This window comes from Actinomyces sp. SKVG-SVH-4(1), from assembly GCF_048514265.1.
Lineage (GTDB): Bacteria > Actinomycetota > Actinomycetes > Actinomycetales > Actinomycetaceae > Actinomyces > Actinomyces oris.
Genome location: NZ_JBGEVE010000001.1, coordinates 109,242 through 124,729 on the forward strand (window position 1 = coordinate 109,242; position 15,488 = coordinate 124,729).

General features: G+C 69.8%; 10 protein-coding genes, 1 tRNA gene and 1 CRISPR repeat array. Of the genes, 7 read left to right on the forward strand and 4 right to left on the reverse strand.

The genetic code is table 11. The annotated features are described in order from the left end of the window. Positions 1 to 7: 7 nt before the first annotated feature. Both cas1 and cas2 read left to right on the forward strand, forming a co-directional pair. Positions 8 to 1,063: a CRISPR-associated endonuclease Cas1 gene (gene cas1 / locus AB7V09_RS00405; protein ID WP_419142607.1), complete on the forward strand. Its 1,056-nt coding sequence runs from the start codon at positions 8 to 10 to the stop codon at positions 1,061 to 1,063. Further along, a complete protein-coding gene (gene cas2, locus AB7V09_RS00410) occupies positions 1,063 to 1,362 on the forward strand; it encodes a CRISPR-associated endonuclease Cas2 (RefSeq protein WP_075378448.1) in 300 nt (99 codons plus the stop codon). The genes cas1 and cas2 overlap by 1 nt, the downstream gene beginning before the upstream one ends. A gap of 170 nt (positions 1,363 to 1,532) precedes the next feature. Beyond that, a CRISPR array of direct repeats spans positions 1,533 to 2,132; the repeat unit is 29 nt; unit sequence GTTCCTTCGGGAACTGCACTTCATTGAGG. A 42-nt stretch (positions 2,133 to 2,174) separates the two neighbouring features. Here cas2 and AB7V09_RS00415 read toward each other — a convergent pair. Beyond that, a complete protein-coding gene (locus AB7V09_RS00415; RefSeq protein WP_419142608.1) occupies positions 2,175 to 3,395 on the reverse strand; it encodes a cysteine desulfurase family protein in 1,221 nt (406 codons plus the stop codon). Between the two features lie 312 nt (positions 3,396 to 3,707). On the opposite strand from AB7V09_RS00415, the gene nudC reads away from it, so the two are divergent. Next, a complete protein-coding gene (gene nudC, locus AB7V09_RS00420) occupies positions 3,708 to 4,820 on the forward strand; it encodes an NAD(+) diphosphatase (protein WP_419142609.1) in 1,113 nt (370 codons plus the stop codon). 63 nt (positions 4,821 to 4,883) lie between these two features. Further along, entirely contained in the window at positions 4,884 to 6,971 is a 2,088-nt protein-coding gene (locus tag AB7V09_RS00425; RefSeq protein WP_419142610.1) for an ATP-dependent helicase, read from the forward strand. A gap of 30 nt (positions 6,972 to 7,001) precedes the next feature. Here AB7V09_RS00425 and AB7V09_RS00430 read toward each other — a convergent pair whose 3' ends face one another. Both AB7V09_RS00430 and AB7V09_RS00435 read right to left on the reverse strand, forming a co-directional pair. Then, positions 7,002 to 7,982, reverse strand: a complete 981-nt coding sequence (locus AB7V09_RS00430; RefSeq protein WP_309336905.1) for a hypothetical protein — start codon at positions 7,980 to 7,982, stop codon at positions 7,002 to 7,004. 167 nt (positions 7,983 to 8,149) lie between these two features. Further along, positions 8,150 to 9,379: a PDZ domain-containing protein gene (locus AB7V09_RS00435; protein WP_419142611.1), complete on the reverse strand. Its 1,230-nt coding sequence runs from the start codon at positions 9,377 to 9,379 to the stop codon at positions 8,150 to 8,152. A gap of 237 nt (positions 9,380 to 9,616) precedes the next feature. Between AB7V09_RS00435 and AB7V09_RS00440 the strand changes: the two genes are divergently transcribed. Further along, positions 9,617 to 11,179, forward strand: a complete 1,563-nt coding sequence (locus AB7V09_RS00440; protein WP_009407147.1) for a zinc-dependent metalloprotease — start codon at positions 9,617 to 9,619, stop codon at positions 11,177 to 11,179. Between the two features lie 60 nt (positions 11,180 to 11,239). Here AB7V09_RS00440 and AB7V09_RS00445 read toward each other — a convergent pair whose 3' ends face one another. Next, complete coding sequence (locus AB7V09_RS00445) at positions 11,240 to 11,821, reverse strand: PPA1309 family protein (protein ID WP_309336909.1); 582 nt, start codon at positions 11,819 to 11,821, stop codon at positions 11,240 to 11,242. Positions 11,822 to 12,055: 234 nt separating this feature from the next. Here AB7V09_RS00445 and AB7V09_RS00450 point away from each other — a divergent pair, with 234 nt between their 5' ends. Continuing rightward, on the forward strand, positions 12,056 to 15,262 hold the full coding sequence (locus AB7V09_RS00450; RefSeq protein ID WP_419142612.1) for a UPF0182 family protein: 3,207 nt from the start codon (positions 12,056 to 12,058) through the stop codon (positions 15,260 to 15,262). Positions 15,263 to 15,382: 120 nt separating this feature from the next. After that, a tRNA-Met gene (locus tag AB7V09_RS00455) sits at positions 15,383 to 15,459 on the forward strand. The last annotated feature ends 29 nt before the right edge of the window (positions 15,460 to 15,488 follow it).

Sequence of the window (15,488 nt, forward strand, 5' to 3'; positions counted from 1 at the left end):
CGTTTCGGTGTGCCTGCCTTCTGAACATCGATATGAGAACGCCCGACGGCGGGTTGTCGCCTCCGCCCCCGACGCCCAGATCCTCCACGCTGCCACCGCAGGATCGAGGGCGTCTCTCAACAGTGGACGAGTCGAGGTCGCTAAAGCCGGAGAGCGTCTTCTCAGCGTGCCGATTGAACGGGTACTCGGTCTGGTAGTCCATGGGAATGTCGACGTCTCGTCGGCTCTGCTGCGTGAGTTGTGCTGGCGCGACCGGTGTGTGGTGTGGTGCTCGTGGTCCGGCCGAGTGATCGGCTGGTCGCAGGGCGCGGACTCTCCCAATGGACTTCAGCGGGTGCGCCAGCATGTTGCCAGCGCCGAGGGGCGGCTGGACATCGCCCAGCAGATGGTCTCAGCAAAGATCGCGAACCAGGCGACGCTGCTCCGGCGCAACGGTGAGGCCGCTGATGCCGTGGAGCGGATGCGTCGCCTGCAACGTGACGCCGTCTGCGTGCGGTCGTTGGCGGACTTGCTCGGAGTTGAGGGTGAAGCTGCCGGGCTCTACTTCGATTCCTTCCCGACGATGCTCACTGGAAATACGGCGGCCTTTGCAGCCTCCCGGTGGAGGGGAAGACGACGCCGACCGGCTCCCGACCCCGCCAATGCCGCCCTGGATTACACCTACGCCCTGCTTCTAGGGGACTGTGTTCGCTCACTGGTGGCCTGTGGTCTGGACCCTCATGCCGGTTTCCTTCACTCCAGCTCCCGTAACAAGCCTGCCCTGGCGCTCGACCTCATGGAGGAGTTCAGGGCGCCGGTGGCCGATTCTGTTGTCGTGCGTGCCTTTCGCAACGGCGAGCTGACCGAGCAGGACTTTTCAGGAGAGATGGGAAGTTGCAGGATGACGGACCGCGGTCGCAAACAGCTGATTTCCGGGTTCGAGCGCCGCATCGAGACTTCCTTCCGACACCCGGTCTTTGGTTACGACGTCACCTGGCGGCGAGCCATTGAGGTCCAGGCGCGACTCGTGCTCGGGACCATCGATGGGACTCAAGCGGCCTACAAGGGAGTGACGGTGCGCTGATGCGTGATGATGTCAGACGTGTTCTCGTGGCCTACGACGTCCCGTCCGACCGGCGCCGAACGCGGGTGGCGAAGACTCTGTTGAAGTACGGGGACCGCATCCAGTACTCCGTGTTCGTCGTGGATGCGGCGCCGGCCAAGCTCCTGCGGATGCGGGGCGAGCTGGAAGGAGTCATCAAGACGGATGAGGACTCCGTGCTCCTGTGCGACGTCGGCCTGCTGTCCTCAGTCGATGAACAACGATTCTCCTATGTCGGCCTGACCAGGACGATCACGCCAGAGGGGCCGCTTATCGCCTGATGCGAGCGCTCCGGTGCTCGAGGTTCCCCGGGCAGTGCTCGCAGCGGTAGAACGTTGAAATGGCGCGGAATCTGTGAGGTGGGGTGGCTGAGTGGGAGTCCGAGCGTGGAGCGCTCGCGAAGTCTCCTCAGATGTGCGTGGTGGCGGGCTATACTGAGCGGGCCGTCGCAGTTCCTTCGGGAACTGCACTTCATTGAGGCAGCTCATATGCCTTCAGGTCACCGACGAGGGCCGGTCGCAGTTCCTTCGGGAACTGCACTTCATTGAGGCTCGACGAAGGCCGAGGAGACCGAGGAGGGGCTGCTGTCGCAGTTCCTTCGGGAACTGAACTTCATTGAGGCGCGGGGATTGAAGGCACCAGTTCTGCTTTCAACCCCCGTGTCGCAGTTCCTTCGGGAACTGAACTTCATTGAGGCCAGGCGTTCTCCGGGCCGATCTTCAACGCTGCCAAGTCGCAGTTCCTTCGGGAACTGTACTTCATTGAGGCGTGGCCGTCGCGCGGGCGGCCGTGATAGTCGGGTCGTCGCAGTTCCTTCGGGAACTGCACTTCATTGAGGCGACTGCTCCGGATTGACCAAGGAGTTTGCGTCCCGGTCGCAGTTCCTTCGGGAACTGCACTTCATTGAGGCGGTTTGCATGACACTTACGGCGTCCCGTGGGGGCAGTCGCGGTTCCTTCGGGAACTGCACTTCATTGAGGTGGGTTCGCGACCGTGGAGATCGCTCAGGTCCTGGTCTTGCAGTTTCTTTGGGAACTGCACTTCACTGAGGCAGGTGGGGATCGATATGCCTATCGCGGCTATTGATCCCCACCTACTGCTCTTTGTGTGTCACCTTCCAGGATCGCCTGGCCCCTTCCAGGGCGGCGGGCAGGGCGGCGAGCAGGCGCTCGACGTCGTCGGGGATCGTCTCCCGGCCCAGGGAGCAGCGCAGCGTGGAGCGGGCTGGCCCCTCCTCAAAGCCCATCGCCAGGAGCACGTGACTGGGCTGGGTGACCCCGGCGTGGCAGGCCGACCCCGCCGACGCATCGATCCCCGCCAGGTCCAGGGCCATGAGCAGCGCCTCGGCGTCGGCCTCCTCGAACCACAAGTGCGCCGTCGAGGCCACATGATCGGCACCCTCCGGCAACGTGGCGTGAACGCCCGCAAGCGCCCCGGCACCCTCCAGGATCCGACGCCGCAGCGCCGCCAGCCGGGCCTCCTGCTCCTCCCGCTCGGCGATCGCCAGCTCCACCGCCAGGGCCAGCGCCCGGGCCGCCACCACGTCCTGAGTACCCGAGCGGAGCCCCCGCTCCTGACGGCCCCCGCCCGTGGCCGGCGTCAACGCCAGGTCGCGGCGAACCACCAGGGCCCCCACGCCCACCGGTGCCCCCAGCTTGTGGCCGCTCAGACTCATCGCATCCAGGCCCCAGCCATGGAAGTCCACCGGAACCTTCCCCAGCGCCGCAACCGCGTCGGAGTGGACGGGCACGTACCCGGCCTCGCCGGGACGCCCGCTGCCACTGGCCTCCCGCACGCGCTCCACCAGCGCCGCCATGTCCTGCACCACGCCGGTCTCATTGTTCGCCGTCATCACCGACACCAAGGACGCGGGGGAATGGCCGGTACTGCCCGCCGGCGCCACCGCCCGATCCACCGAGTCGAGCTCGACCCGCCCCGCATCGTCAACCTCCAGCAGGCTCAGCCCCGCCCCCAGCTGGTCCACAGCGGTGCGCGCCGAGTCCAGAACCGCCGGGTGCTCAATCGGAGAGACCACCAGCCTCCCGCCCGGAACCGCTCGCGCCCGCCCCGAGACCACGAGGGCGTCGGCCTCAGTCCCACCGGAGGTCAGCAGCACCTCATACGCATCCACCCCCAGGGCACTCGCCAGGCGCGCACGCGCCTGCGCCAGCAGCGCCCCCACCCGCCGGCCCGCAGTGTGCTGCGCACTCGGATTCGCCCAGCCCCCGAGCCCACTGGCCAGGTCCTCGGCAACCTGCCGGGCGACCTCGGGACGGACCGGGGCCGAGGCGGCATGATCGAGATAGGTGCGCACGCCCCCAGCCTAGACGGCGGCTCAGAGGAGCCAGACTTTGTCCATATGGGACGGTTTTGAAGCCGTTTTTCGCATGCGGAGCCGACCCGTAACGCTCTGACCTGTACAGATGCTCATGACGCTCGACCGACTCGTCGCTAAAGCCGTCCCATATGGACACATTTCCGCCGGTCCCGCCTCGCACCCGCGCGAGTTTGGGCCACAGGATGCGTCGTGGACGTCGCCGAGGAAGTTCCCGAGTCCCATATTCATCTCCTATCGGTATGGGCGTGCCCATGTGCGCCTCGAAGCAGGGGGTGGGAGAGTGAACCCATGCGCACCAACCAGCTCGCCCTGTCCCGCTCCGCCACCGACCGCGACGCCGAGCGACGCAGCGAGCCCGGGCTGCTGGAGCGCCTCGCCGCCGACCCCGACACCCGCCTGCTACTCGTCGATGCCCGCGGCCGCGTCGCCCTGACCGGCCCCGCCATCCACCCCGACCTGCCCGACGACGGCCTCACCCCGCCCAGCCTCATCGGCAGCCCCGGCGCCACCGCCTGGGAGGGCCCCGGCACCCGCAGCGGCTGGGGCCTGCCCGACCTGCGCGTCGGCTACCTCGGAGCCTCCGCCCCCACTCGCTGCCCCGACCTGACCGTCCTCTACATGGGCCGCGAGTTCGCCGACGACGCAGCCTCGGGCCCCGCCTGGATCGCCGTCGTCGTGCCCCAGGCGCTCGAGGTCCCAGATGCCCCCGAGCCGCCCGCCACCGGCTCCGACGCCGAGGGCACCGCCGTCGACCACCCCGACCTGCGCCGGCTGCTGGAGCGCTACCCGCTCTCCGCCCTGAGAGCCATGGGCGCCCAGATGACGGCCCGCGACGCCGGCCTGGCCACCACGGCCACCGCCCTGGCCGCCTGGCACGCCCGCTCCGCCTACTGCCCGAGCTGTGGCGGACGCACCTCGATCATCGAGGCCGGCTGGGCCCGCCGCTGCTCCGACTGCGCCACCGTCCACTTCCCGCGCACCGACCCGGCCGTCATCATGGCGGTCACCGACACCTCCGACCGCCTCCTCCTCGTGCGCGGCGCCACCTGGGCTCCCGGGCGCTACTCGGTCGTGGCCGGCTTCGTCGAGGCCGGCGAGTCCGTGGAGGCGGCCGTGGCACGAGAGGTGTGGGAGGAGACCGGGCTGCGGGTGGCCGACGTCGAGTACCTCGCCTCCCAGCCCTGGCCCTTCCCACGCTCCCTCATGCTCGGCTGCCGCGCCCGCCTGGCCCCCGGCGAGGACCGGCCCCGCCCCGACGGCCAGGAGGTCGTCGAGGCCCGTCTCGTCTCCCGCGACGAGCTCACCGCGGCCGCCGACGAGGGCAGCATCCTCCTGCCCGGGCCCACCTCCATCGCTCGACTCCTCATCGAGGACTGGTACGGCGGCCCCATAGTCAGCTGACGCCACCCCGCCCGGGCCAAGGACCGTCGATTCCTGTCACCGCCGCATGGCAGGCTGGTCCCGATGAGCCCGACCACCCCCCACCCCGCCCCCCTCGACGCATCCAGGCTCCTGGAGGCCCTTGACCCCGACCAGCGCGAGGTCGCCGAGCACCTCGAAGGACCCCTGTGCGTCCTGGCCGGCGCGGGCACCGGCAAGACCCGGGCCATCACCTACCGCATCGCCCACGGCGTGGCCACCGGCGCCTACCAGGCCACCCAGGTCCTGGCCGTCACCTTCACCGCCCGCGCCGCCGGCGAGATGCGCTCGCGCCTGGCCGACCTCGGCGTCCCCGGCGTCCAGGCCCGCACCTTCCACGCCGCCGCCCTGCGCCAGCTCACCTACTTCTGGCCCACCGCCATCGGCGGACGCCGCCCCGACATCCAGGCCCACAAGGCGCCCCTGGTCGGCGCCGCCGCCCGCCGCCTGGGCCTGCCCACCGACCGGGCCACCGTGCGAGACCTGGCCGCCGAGGTCGAGTGGGCCAAGGTCACCATGACCCTGCCCGAGGACTACGCCCAGGCCGCCGTCGCCGCCGGCCGCACCGGCGTGGCCGGGCAGGAGGCGGCCACGGTCGCCCAGGTCCTGTCCCTCTACGAGGAGGCCAAGAGCGAGCGCGGTGTCATCGACTTCGAGGACGTGCTCCTGCTGACCATCGGGATCCTCCTGGACCGTGAGGACGTCGCCGCCCAGGTGCGCGGCCAGTACAAGCACTTCGTCGTCGACGAGTACCAGGACGTCTCCCCGCTCCAGCAGCGCCTGCTGGACCTGTGGCTGGGACGGCGCCGCCAGCTCTGCGTCGTCGGGGACGTCTCCCAGACCATCTACTCCTTCACCGGCGCCACGCCCGCCTTCCTCACCGGTTTCGCCACCCGTTACGAGGGCGCGCGCACCGTGCGCCTGAGCCGCGACTACCGCTCCACCCCGCAGGTCGTCTCCCTGGCCAACCGGGTCCTGTCGCGCTCGCGGCGTGGGGGCGGCGGCCTGCACCTGCCCGCAGGCGCCGTCGAGCTGGTCGCCCAGCGGCCCAGCGGCCCCGCCGTGCGCTTCAAGACCTACGACGACGACATCGCCGAGGCCGAGGGCGCCGTCGCCCAGGTGCGCCGCCTGCAGGCCGCCGGGGTCCCCCTGAGCGAGATCGCGATCCTGTACCGCACCAACTCCCAGTCCGAGGTCTTCGAGCAGGCCCTGGCGGGAGCCCAGATCGGATACCTCGTGCGCGGCGGCGAGCGCTTCTTCGAGCGTGAGGAGGTCAAGCGTGCCATGGCCGTCATCCTGGGGGCCGCCCGCACCGAGAAGGCCACTCTCACCGGCGACCTCGGCCAGGACGCGCGCACCGTCCTGTCCCGCGAGGGCTGGAGCGAGGAGCCGCCCGCCCCCCGCGGAGCCGTGCGCGAGCGCTGGGACGCCCTCAACGCCCTGGTGGCCCTGGCAGACGAGATGGCCCAGACCCGCGGCGCCGACCTCGACGCCTTCCACACCGAGCTGCGTGAGCGCGCCGACGCCCAGAACGCCCCCACCGTCGAGGGCGTCACCCTGTCCTCCCTGCACGCCGCCAAGGGTTTGGAGTGGGACGCCGTCATCCTCGCCGGCGTCTGCGAGGGCCTGCTGCCGATCTCCCTGGCCGAAGGGCAGGCCGCCATCGAGGAGGAGCGGCGCCTGCTCTACGTGGGCGTCACCCGCGCGCGCGAGCACCTCATCATCTCCTACGCCCGTGCCCGCAACGCCGGAGGGCGGGCCTCCCGCAAACCCTCCCGCTTCCTGGACGGCCTGTGGCCCACCGGCCACGGCAGCCGAGACGCCTCCCGGCACCAGGGCCGCCAAAGCGCCAAGGAACGCTCCCGACAGTCCGCCGCCGACTTCGAGGCCAACAACGACCCCCGCACCATCGCCCTGTTCGAGGAGCTGCGGGCCTGGCGCTCCCAGATCGCCAAGGAGCGGTCCAGACCCGCCTACACGGTCTTCGCCGACGCCACCCTGCGGGACATCGCCGTCGTCAAACCCACCAGCCTGCCCCAGCTCTCCCTCATCCGCGGCGTGGGTGCCACCAAGCTCCAGGACTACGGCGGGCCGGTCCTGGCCCTCCTGCGCGACTTCGAGGCCGGGGACTGAGCGGCCCGAGGTACTCCTGCCCGACGGCGCTCACAGCTGCGAGCACAGGCACTCGGGATGACGCTCCCAGGCCCTGTGGCGCCCCCGGGGCTCCTGGCCGGTGACCTCCACCGAGTGCGTGGACCACCACGCGGCCGAGCCTGCGCTCGCCTCCCCGCCCGGTTCAGCCTCGTCCCCGGTGCCGTCGGTCCCGGTCACCTGGGCCACCAGCGTGTCGATGACGGCCCGAGCCGTCGACGCCGCCGCCTCGTGCAGGACCAGGTGCTCGACCTCCGGCATGGGCAGGGTGCGCATCTGCGTGGCCAGCGCCGGCCAGCACGGGTCGGTGTCCCTCTCCCACAGGTCCAGGCAGGTCGAGCACGGGCCCTGAGCGTTGAGTACCGGGCCGATGCGCACCCCCGCCTCGCCGACGACGACCGGCAGGTGCACCACGTCCTCCTGAGCGAGCCGGCGCGCGAGCAGCGGCTCGACCACGTGCGCGTCCACCGTCACCATGACATCAGGACGGGTGCGCAACGGCGCCCGCGTCCTCAGGGCCGGGAAACGTGCCGACAGCAGCGGAGCCAGGCCCCCGTCCTGCGGGGAACGGGTGGACAGGATCGTGCCCACCCCAGCCTCCGCCAGCCACAGAGCCGCCTCCTGAGCCAGGGCGCTCACGCCGTGAACAGCCAGGACGGCCTGGGACAGGACCGCGCCACGGCCCTTCGCGTCAGCTCCGAGCCGGTCCCAGTACACGCCGTCGGCCCCGCCGAGCTCGCTGGTTGCCGAGGCCACCAGCACCCCCTGACGCTCCAGGTCCGCGACGATCTCACGCGCCCGCGCCACCGGCACCCGGCTGCGCCGGGCGGCCCGGTAGACACCCGTGCTCTCCAGGTTGCGCGCGAACTCATCGAGCAGGCGCTGCTCGGCCAGGCTCAGGTCACTGACAATGGTGCGCCGCCCAGGACTCGTCCCGATCTGGCTGACGCCCTGCTGGCGCCACAGGATGGCGCACCCACCACGTACACGCATCGTGCCTCCTCACAGTCCGCCCGGAACCCGAAAGGGTGCCGGGAGCTCGATGTCCTGGCGAGCGTGTCAGGACACGGTGCGACAGTGGCACGGGGCGTGTCCAAGCCACCAGAGGCAGTTGCCGGCCTGTGGATAACTATCCCCGGCCGAGCGCGGGTCAGCGGGGGTCACTTGGCCGAGCAGGTGGCCAGACCGGAGGTGTCGCCCGAGGCGATCGCCTCGGTGGCGGTGACGGCCTCGTGCAGCGTACCGACGGCGAAGACCTGCATGCCCTTGGGCTCATGGCCCTTGACCTCGTCACAGTTGCTCGCCGGGGCCAGGAAGTACGTGGAGCCCGCCTTGCGGGCACCAGCCATCTTCTGCTGGATGCCGCCGATGGGGCCGACCTGGCCGTTGATGTCGATCGTCCCGGTCCCGGAGATGTCCTTACCGCCGGTCAGCGCCCCCGGGGTGATCTCGTCAACGACCCCCAGTGCGAACATCATGCCGGCACTGGGCCCGCCGACGTCGGACAGGCCGAAAGTGGCGTCCACCTTGCTGTCCACCGAGATCTTCAGGCTCAGCCCCAGCAGGGAACCGGTCGTCCCCTCCTGCGGGGCGATCGTGGTGAGCGCGGCGGCCACCTGCTGATCGCCGCGGCGCACCCCGAGGGTCACCCGAGTGCCCTCGGCAATGGTGGTCATGAGCTCTTTCAGCTGGGAGAAGGAGGTGATGGTCGTGGCCTGGCCGCCCTCAGGAGTGATGGTCTCCAGGACGTCCCCGGCCTGGACCTCGGTCGAGGTCTGCTGCTCGGCCACCTCGGTGACGGTCAGGTGCATGGCTCCGGCCTTGCCGGTCTCCACGAGCGCGGCGATGACGGCGGAGTCCTGCGAGGCGGTCATCTGAGCCTTGCCGGTCTCCTCGACCTGCTCGGCGCTCTGATCCTGCGGGCACACCTCGTTACGGTCCACGATCCGCTTGTCCGCGGAGAACCAGGCGGCGATGAGGTCCGCGGTGGTCACCGGGTAGCCGGGGCAGCCCGACACCGAGACCGTCGTCATCCGCAGGGCGCCCTGGGTCGGGTAGGTCTCGGTCCCCGAGACCTTCAGGACGTCCTGGCTCGACGACGAGCCGTTGTCCAGCACGTTCCAGGTCGGGCCGGGGGCCTCGATGACCACGTTGATCGGCACCGTGAAGACGGCGACGATGAGGGCCACCACCACCAGGACCGCCCCGACCGCCGCAGTGCGCCGCAGCCTGCGTCGGCGCCGGTCCTTCGGGGAGGGCTGCGCCTGCGGGGCCTCGGCGTGCTCGGCCTGGTCGAGCCGATCATCCTCGGGCTCCGGGGCCGGCCGGGTGTCGTCAGGGGCGAGCGAGCCCGCGGCGTCGACGGCGTCGTGCTGGTCTGGGTGCGTCACGCGCTCATCATGCGACATCTTCCTGAGGAAGACGCGCAGATACCGACACGAACCCGGCACGAACTCGACACACTGCCGGCACGGACAGGACGCGGGCCCGACCGGGACGGAGCGGGCACGCCGTCGGCGAACGGAACATAGCCCCGGCACAGGAATGGGTGCGACCATAGGGCCGTTAGCGACAGTGTCCGGTCGGCCCGGACGATGCCCAAGGACGACCCGGCGAGAGGAAACCCCGTGAGCGAGGACGCCTTCGACGAGCTCGAGAAGATGCTCGCATCACTGTTCGGTGAGCAGATGGCCTCCGACGCCGTCAGCGCCCTGCGCTCATCCGGGGTGGATCCCAGCTCCATCGCCCAGATGCCGGGGGTGGGGGACATCTCCCAGCTCAGTCCCGCCCAGCTGCTGGCGATGCGCGCCCAGTTCCAGCAGATGTTCTCCGCCTCCACCGCCGAGCCGGTCAACTGGCAGATGGGCCAGGAGCTGGCCCTCCAGCAGGCGCGTGGCGACGGCGACCCGACGGTGACCGCCGCGGTCGCCGAGTCCACGCGTCAGGCCCTTCAGGTGGCCGACCTGTGGCTGGATACGGCCACCGAGTTCATGCCGGCCCCCGGACAGCGGGAGGCCTGGAGCCGCAGCAGCTGGGTCGAGCGCACGCTGCCGGTGTGGAAGGACGTGTGCGCCCCGGTGGCCGAGGCTGTCACCACCGCCCTGGCCCGTACCCTGGAGAAGCAGATTCAGGAGATGCCGGCCGAGATGGGGCAGGCCGCCCAGCAGATGGGGGCGCTCGGATCCATCATGCGCACCATGGCCGGCACGGCCTTCGGTCTCCAGATCGGCCAGGCCATCGGTGAGCTCGCCAAGGAGGCGCTGGGGGCCACCGACACCGGCCTGCCCCTGACCCGTGAGCCCGGTACGGCACTGGTTCCCGCCAACGTGGCCGCCTTCGCCGAGGGGCTGGAGGTCGATGAGGACGAGGCCCGTATGTTCCTGGCCGTGCGGGAGGCCGCCACCGCCCGCCTCTACGCCCACGTGCCCTGGCTGCGCGGGCAGGTGCTCCAGGCAGTGGTCGCCTACGCCCGCGAGATCCGCATCGACACCGAGACCCTGGAGTCCGCCGTGGCCCAGGTCGACCCCAACGACCCCGACGCCCTGCGCGAGGCCCTTGAGAGCGGGCTGTTCGCGCCCCAGGAGACGGCGGCCCAGCGCGAGGCCCTTGAGGACCTGGAGACGCTCCTGGCACTCGTTGAGGGCTGGGTCGAGGTGGTCACCGCCCGCGCCGCCGCACCGCACCTGCCCCACCTCATGGCACTGGCCGAGATGATGCGCCGGCGCCGGGCCCAGGGCGGCGCCGCCGAGCAGGTCTTCGCCCGCCTCATCGGCCTGACCTTCCGTCCCCGCCGGGCCCGGGAGGCCGCCGAGCTGTGGGCCCACCTGGGCGCCCAGGCCGGTGACGCCGAGCGCGACGCCTTCTGGAACCACCCCGACGTCATGCCCACGGCCTCCGAGCTCGCCAACCCCAAGGACTTCCTCACCATGCGGCGCATGGCTCAGGACATCGACGCCGAGATCGACGCCGACCTGGCCTCCCTGCTGGACGGGACCCTCGGGTACGCCGAGGGCGCCAAGGAGGCCGACGAGAACAGCCCCGAGGGGCTCGGGGACCGGAGCCCTGCCTCCGCCGACGCCGCCTCCCAGGAGCCCGGCCAGTCAGCCGACCCCGCCTCGGCCGGCGCCGGGGGCGAGGACTCGCCCGGGGAGCCCGACGAGCAGGACCCGACCGGCACGGACAAGGACTGAGGCGCACGGGGCCACGCGGCGCTGGTGACCGGCGTCGAGTGCTCTCCCGACGGTGACCGGCTACAGGAAGGTCGCCTCCAGGGCCTCGATCAGGCCGGGGACCAGGCGCTCGCCCTGATAGAGCGAGGCGTCGTCGTCGTGACTGCGTGAGCGCAGCACGCACCAGGACTGCCCGCCGCGCAGGACCCCCACCACCATGCGGATGTCCTCGCGATCCGGGCGCTCCTGGAGGAAAGCCAGACGCTCGGCGGCATCGGTGATGGCCTCGGCCTCCTCCTGGGCCGCAGGCGGCAGGACCAGCCGCTCGACGCTGATGGCGGCGCCGTGGACGGAGTCGGGCCAGGCGAGCTGGGCCAGTAGGTGCTCCAGGTCCGCGGCGGGCGGCAGCCCCTCCTGCTCCACCACCATGAGCAGCTCGGGGTTCGAGCGGGCCTCCTCCACGGTGGCGGCGTCCAGGAGGTCGGCCACGTCCGGGTCGGCCTCAAGAGCCTCGGCGGTGCGCACCAGCGCGAAGACGCGCACCGGCTGGTCCCAGCCGTGGGCCGCCACGTGAGTCTCGGTCTCCGTCACCGCGCGGGCCAGGGCCCCTGCCGATAAGGCTGCGGCTCGACCCGCCCCCTCGGTGGTCGCCTCGTCATGCATTGTGTCAGTCACGCCGCCATCGTCTCACTGGTGGCGCCGCCTCCTCCAATGACGAGGCTTCATCAGTCAGGTGGCGCGCCCTGGCCACCCGAGGCGTTTTCTCATCCTGGAGAAGGTTATGGCCGTGTCAGAGGTGTGTGGGACGATGGACCGAGCGGCCCCTCCGGCCGATGACGCCATGTTTCACCGTGTGCGAGGCCGCGTCACCACGCACGTCAGACAGGGAGCAGGATCGTGAGCACCAGGCCCGATGACGAGTCCCCGGACTCAACCTCCGAGGAGTCCTCGAGCAAGTCCGCCGGCTCGTCCCGGCAGGGCAAGCCTGACAACTTAGCCGGACTGTTCGGCCTTGGACGCATGGGTGGGGGAGGGCCCCGTCCTCCCCGCGCTCCGCGCACCGGTAAAGGCGGCGGACGTCCCGGTCCGCTGGTCCTGACCATCTCGATCATCGCGGCCATCGCTGTGGTCATTGGCATCCTGTCGCAGGTGTGGACCGAGGTCCTCTGGTTCAGTCAGATCGGGTACGCCCGGGTGCTGTGGACGCAGTGGATTGCCCTCATCGTCCTGTTCCTGGTGGGATTCGGCATCATGTTCGGGGCCGTCTTCGTCTCGATGACCAGGGCCTACCGGGCCCGGGAGATCGGGATGCCCGACGACGAGGCCACGCGCAACCTCGAGGCCTACCGCTCCGTCATCGAGCCCGTGCGACGTCGGCTGACCTGGGCAGTGCCGGCGGTGCTGGCCCTGTTCGGCTCGGCCTGGGAGCTGGCCCCCAGCTGGCGGGAGATTCTGCTGGCCTTCAACTCCCAGTCCTTCGGAGTCAAGGACCCCCAGTTCGGGATCGATATCTCCTTCTACGTCTTCATCCTGCCCGCAGTGCTGACGCTCGTGTCCTTCCTGTCCGGCGTCGTCCTGTTCGCCGGGGTGGCCTCGATCGTCGTCCACTACCTGTACGGCGGTATCTCCGTGGTGCGTAAGCCTCACTTCACCAAGGCCGCCCGCATGCACCTGGCGATCTTCTTGGCGCTGTACGCCGTCATCCGGGCCGTGGGCTACTGGCTGGGTCGCTACAGCGCCCTGTACGCCTCCAACTCCAAGTTCGACGGCGCCAACTACACCGACGTCAACGCCGTCATCCCCGCCAACGCGATTCTCGCGGCGATCGGACTGGCCGTGGCCTTCCTCTTCGTCGCCTCGGTGCGATCCAGCTCCTGGCGCCTGCCGATCATCGGTGTGGTTGTCATGATCGTCTCCTCCCTGGTGGTGGGGACCGCCTACCCGCTGGTCATCCAGAAGTTCATCGTCGACCCCAACGCCCAGCGCCAGGAGGCCGAGTACATCCAGCGCAACATCAATGCCACCAAGGCCGCCTACGGCCTGGAGAACGTGGAGACCACCAACTACGACGCCACGACGAAGACGGCGGCCGGCCAGCTGGAGAAGGACGCCGAGTCCACCACCTCGATCCGGCTCCTGGACCCCGGGCTCATCTCCCCGACCTTCCAGCAGGTCCAGCAGAACAAGCAGTACTACTCCTTCGCGAACCGGCTCAACGTGGACCGCTACAAGGTGGACTCCACCAGTCGGGACACGGTGATCGCGGTGCGTGAGCTCAACCTGTCCGGCCTGGGCGAGCAGCAGCAGACCTGGGTCAACGAGCACACCGTCTACACCCACGGCTACGGCGTCGTGAACGCCTACGGCAACACGGTGGCCACCCGCGGCTACCCCTCCTTCTGGGAGGGGGGCATCCCCTCCCAGGGCGACCTGGGTAAGTACGAGCCCCGGATCTACTTCGGTCAGTCCTCGCCGTCCTACTCCATCGTGGGCGGCAAGGACAACGGCTCGCCGCGCGAGCTGGACTACCCCGACGACGAGTCCAAGACCGGTCAGGTCAACACCACCTTCGCCGGCAACGGCGGGCCGAGCGTGTCCAACCCGTTCAACCGCCTGCTCTACGCCGCCAAGTTCCGGGAGGCCAACATCCTCTTCTCCCAGGAGGTGCGCGAGGGATCCCAGATCCTCTACGACCGGGACCCGGCCAAGCGCGTCGCCAAGGTGGCCCCCTGGCTGACCCTGGACAACAGCCCCTATCCGGCCGTCGTCGATCACGACGACAACCCGGCCACCCCCAAGCGGGTGATGTGGATCGTCGACGGTTACACCACGACGAACAACTACCCCTACGCCCAGCACGAGTCCCTGGCCAAGGCGACGGCGACCGCCGACAACAAGGGCGGACTCCTGCGGGCGCCGGAGGAGTCCAACTACGTGCGCAACTCCGTCAAGGCCGTCGTGGACGCCTATGACGGGTCGGTCAAGCTCTACCAGTGGGATGACAAGGACCCGATCCTCAAGGCCTGGCAGAAGGTCTTCCCCGGGACAGTCACGCCCATGAGCCAGATGAGCGCCGACCTCATCGCCCACATGCGCTACCCCGAGGACCTGTTCAATGTCCAGCGCACCATGATGGCGACCTATCACGTCAACGACGCCGCGGAGTTCTACTCCGGTGGAGACTTCTGGAAGATCCCGGACGACCCGACCACACCCGGTCAGGACCAGCAGGCCCCCTACTACCTGACCCTCAAGATGCCCGGGCAGGACCAGGCGAGTTTCTCCCTGTCCAGCGCCTACATCATCGGCGGAAATACCAACCGCAACGTGCTCACCGGCTTCCTCGCCGTGGACTCCGAGACCTCTCCCGGGACCGGGAAGAAGGGGGAGCGTAGTCCGAGCTACGGCAAGCTGAGACTCCTGGAGCTTCCGCGTTCCTCGAACGTGGCCGGGCCGGGGCAGGTGCAGAACATCTTCGACTCCAACCCGGAGATCTCCAAGGAGCTCAACCTCCTGTCCCAGGAGGGCTCCCAGGTCATCAAGGGCAACCTGCTGACGCTGCCCGTGGGAGGCGGACTGCTCTACGTCCAGCCCGTCTACGTGCAGTCGTCGTCGGGAACTCAGTACCCGCTGCTGCGCAAGGTGCTGGTCTCCTTCGGGGACAACGTCGGATTCGCCGATACCCTCTCGGGGGCGCTCGACCAGGTCTTCGGCGGCAACTCCGGGGCGACCACGGGGCAGGAGGCCATCGACGGCGATGCCGCCGCGGCCAATGACACCAATGAGACGACCGACGGCAAGGACCCGACGGCGGATGGCGGGGCCAAGGCATCGGCGAGCCCGAGCGCCGCGCCCACGGCCTCAGCCAGTGCGTCCCCCTCGGCCTCGGCCAGCGCGTCCTCCAGTTCCTCCGCCACCCCGTCGGCCTCGGGAACCTCGGATCCGAAGGCGGAGCTCGATCAGGCGCTCTCCGACGCTCAGACCGCGATGACCGACGCGGACACAGCCAGGAGCAAGGGCGACTGGTCGGGATACGGCGATGCGCAGAAGCGCCTCAACGAAGCCGTCAAGCGGGCCGTTGAGGCCCAGAAGAAGCTGGGCTGAGCCCCCGGTCGGCCGCCACTGAGGGCGTGCCCTGCGACCCGCCTCACCGGGCGGTGAGCAAGGGCACGCCCTCGTCATTTGCCTCGAAGGTGGGACGCCCCCTAAGGTTGGTCTCACCGACGCGGGGTGGAGCAGTTCGGTAGCTCGCCGGGCTCATAACCCGGAGGTCGCAGGTTCGAATCCTGTCCCCGCTACCACTCCAGAGGAGCCCGGTCCTTCCCAGGAC

Coding starts and splice junctions, on each gene's coding strand:
- cas2 (WP_075378448.1), top strand. CDS start 1,063: ATGCGTGATGATGTCAGACGTGTTCTCGTGGCCTACGACGTCCCGTCC.
- nudC (WP_419142609.1), top strand. CDS start 3,708: ATGCGCACCAACCAGCTCGCCCTGTCCCGCTCCGCCACCGACCGCGAC.
- AB7V09_RS00425 (WP_419142610.1), top strand. CDS start 4,884: ATGAGCCCGACCACCCCCCACCCCGCCCCCCTCGACGCATCCAGGCTC.
- AB7V09_RS00430 (WP_309336905.1), bottom strand. CDS start 7,982: ATGCGTGTACGTGGTGGGTGCGCCATCCTGTGGCGCCAGCAGGGCGTC.
- AB7V09_RS00445 (WP_309336909.1), bottom strand. CDS start 11,821: ATGCATGACGAGGCGACCACCGAGGGGGCGGGTCGAGCCGCAGCCTTA.